1 protein-coding gene, 2 tRNA genes and 2 rRNA genes (1 of these 5 running past the window's edge) are annotated in these 3216 nt (G+C 55.7%); all 5 read right to left on the reverse strand.

Annotation, left to right across the window (positions count from 1 at the left end):
- A 23S ribosomal RNA gene (locus LKE08_RS04435) occupies window positions 1-411 on the reverse strand (it extends 2470 nt beyond the left edge of the window).
- A 204-nt stretch (window positions 412-615) separates the two neighbouring features.
- Window positions 616-688 (reverse strand) — tRNA-Ala (locus tag LKE08_RS04440).
- 15 nt (window positions 689-703) lie between these two features.
- Window positions 704-777 (reverse strand) — tRNA-Ile (locus tag LKE08_RS04445).
- Window positions 778-893: 116 nt separating this feature from the next.
- Window positions 894-2382 (reverse strand): 16S ribosomal RNA (locus LKE08_RS04450).
- The 16S and 23S rRNA genes sit together here with 2 tRNA genes alongside, the layout of an rRNA operon.
- A 497-nt stretch (window positions 2383-2879) precedes the next feature.
- Window positions 2880-3216 (reverse strand): GvpL/GvpF family gas vesicle protein (locus LKE08_RS04455; protein WP_324702988.1); only part of this gene is annotated, 337 nt, incomplete at its 5' end.

A 3216-nucleotide genomic window follows, 5' to 3' on the forward strand; every position in this document is an offset into this window, starting at 1 on the left:
TTTCACGGGCTCCGTGCTACTCGGGATGCGGCCGAGCCGTTCGGGCTTTCAACTACAGGACTTTCACCTTCTCTGGTGCAGTTTTCAACTGCTTCGTTTAGCCGTTCCGGTCTCTGATGGCCGTCCCACTACCCCCACCGGTAAACCGATGGGTTTAGGCTGTTTCCCGTTCGCTCACCGCTACTGAGGAAATCGCTTTTGCTTTCTCTTCCTCCGGCTACTAAGATGTTTCAGTTCACCGGGTTCGCTCGAACTGGCCTATGGATTCAGCCAGCCGTTGTTGGGTTGCCCCATTCGGATATCTTCGGCTCAATGCTTGCTTCCAGCTCCCCGAAGCCTTTCGTGGGTCGCCACGTCCTTCTTCGCCTCTGTGTGCCTAGGGATCCACCGTTAGCCCTTTGTAGCTTGACCACTACTTTTTGGGACTGTCTTTTTCGACGTTTTCCCTACACCTATGACTTTTCTCTATGCAGTTTTCAAGGTTCTGGCTGGAACTGATGTCCAGCTTCCTGACTCGGGAAGTGAATTCCACGATTGAGGAGCTGCACCGTTCGTTTTTTGGCAGTTGACGCTCTCCACTGTTTCTCCTGTTCATCTCATTGACGATTGGGAGAGTGGAGGTAAGCGGACTCGAACCGCTGACTTCTGCCGTGCAAAGGCAGCGCTCTACCAACTGAGCTATACCCCCAGTCCTCGGCTGAGGTGGGCCATCCTGGACTTGAACCAGGGACCTCACCCTTATCAGGGGTGCGCTCTAACCACCTGAGCTAATAGCCCATGTTCCGAACCCGATCATAGTTTGAAAGCTCTTTGACCGTCCCCCGTCCGACCTGAGGATGACCTCAAGATTCGGCTTTAAGTGATAGCGCGATTCTCGAAGTGGGTCTCCCTAAAAAGGAGGTGATCCAGCCACACCTTCCGGTACGGCTACCTTGTTACGACTTCACCCCAGTCATCAGCCCTGCCTTCGGCACCCTCCTCCGCGAACGGTTAGAGTAATGACTTCGGGCATGGCTAACTTCCATGGTGTGACGGGCGGTGTGTACAAGGCCCGGGAACGGATTCACCGCAGTATGCTGACCTGCGATTACTAGCGATTCCTCCTTCATGCAGGCGAGTTGCAGCCTGCAATCTGAACTGAGGAGAAGTTTCTGGGATTGGCTCGGACTCGCGTCTTGGCTACCCTTTGTCTTCCCCATTGTAGTACGTGTGTCGCCCAGGACGTAAGGGGCATGATGACTTGACGTCATCCCCACCTTCCTCCGGTTTGTCACCGGCAGTCTCCCTAAAGTGCCCAACTTAATGCTGGCAACTAAGGACGAGGGTTGCGCTCGTTGCGGGACTTAACCCAACATCTCACGACACGAGCTGACGACAGCCATGCACCACCTGTGTTCCGGCTCCCGAAGGCACCCCCGAGTTTCCCCGGGGTTCCGGACATGTCAAGCCCTGGTAAGGTTCTTCGCGTTGCATCGAATTAAACCACATACTCCACCGCTTGTGCGGGCCCCCGTCAATTCCTTTGAGTTTCACACTTGCGTGCGTACTCCCCAGGCGGGAGACTTAACGCGTTAGCTTCGGCACTGCCCGGGTCGATACAGGCAACACCTAGTCTCCATCGTTTACGGCTAGGACTACTGGGGTATCTAATCCCATTCGCTCCCCTAGCTTTCGTCCCTGAGTGTCAGTTGCGGCCCAGCAGAGCGCTTTCGCCACCGGTGTTCTTCCCGATCTCTACGCATTTCACCGCTACACCGGGAATTCCCTCTGCCCCTACCGCACTCTAGCTGTTCAGTTTCCACTGCCGGTCAGGAGTTGAGCCCCTGGTTTTGACAGCAGACTTGAACGGCCACCTGCGGACGCTTTACGCCCAATCATTCCGGATAACGCTTGCCTCCTCCGTATTACCGCGGCTGCTGGCACGGAGTTAGCCGAGGCTGATTCCTCAAGTACCGTCAGAACTTCTTCCTTGAGAAAAGGGGTTTACAACCCAAGAGCCTTCCTCCCCCACGCGGTCTTGCTCCGTCAGGCTTGCGCCCATTGCGGAAAATTCCCCACTGCTGCCTCCCGTAGGAGTCTGGGCCGTGTCTCAGTCCCAGTGTGGCTGATCGTCCTCTCAGACCAGCTACTGATCGTCGCCTTGGTGGGCTTTTACCCCCCCAACTAGCTAATCAGACGCGAGCTCATCTCCAGGCGATTAATCGTTTCACCTTGCGGCTCATCCGGGATTAGCAGAAGTTTCCCTCTGTTGTCCCCGTCCTGGAGGCAGATTCTCACGCGTTACTCACCCGTCCGCCACTAGCTCCGAAGAGCCCGTTCGACTTGCATGTGTTAAGCAGACCGCCAGCGTTCATCCTGAGCCAGGATCAAACTCTCCGTGGTGTGAACTCGAAAGTCCACCTTTTGAGCGATGAGTTCGGCTTGCTTTTTCCGAACTCCTGGCTTAGAATCGAGTCATCTCTCAGCGAGCTGAAAGCGACTCTTAATTTTGTTGACCCGGGGTGGTCATTAAGCTTTCAAACTATTGATTTGTCTAGGTTCGGGCGCTGTCCGGTTCGTTGCCTCTCCGTCGAGCGCATTTACCAATGTAGCCGAACCCTATGGGATTGTCAACACTTTTTGGGAAAATTTTTGATTTTTTTTGCGGGCGACAGCCGCAACGCCCTCCCAACAGGGGTTTCGCCTCGAAATTTTTTTTTGACTTTTGGGGGATGATGTCTCCTTCCACGGAGTGGACGCCCCCCGGAAGACTGAAATGGGACTCCGGGGACGGGGCGAGTCGGACGGGGTCAGTTGGGCCGGGGACTCGGGGGCGATCGCAGCATATATATATCCGGGGGTAAGGGTGGGGGACTCGGGAAGGATCTAAGCCCAACAACTTATAAGAAATGGTAGGGGGGCAGCGCCGGGCTGAGATTGAGCTCCCAGGCACTCATATTCTGTTGCTGTTGATGCCACCACTCGATCAGGGTCGATTCCCTCTCGCGGGGGATGAGTATGTAAATGCGTTCCGTCCCAGCTTGGGGTGGGACTCTCACCCAGTTGGGGTAGGTGTGGCCGATCGCATCGAGAAATTGTTGCCACTCCCGGGTTTGTTGCCGTTGGTAGTCGAGTTGCTGTTGGTGGCGGCGCTTTTTTTCCAAAAAGTAGGCCCGCCCTTGGCTCGGCTCCGGTTCCGTCGGTGGCTCCGGCCGAACGTAGTCTCGGGGAACTCCC

Source organism: Lyngbya sp. CCY1209 (assembly GCF_035615495.1).
Classification (GTDB): domain Bacteria; phylum Cyanobacteriota; class Cyanobacteriia; order Cyanobacteriales; family Microcoleaceae; genus Limnospira.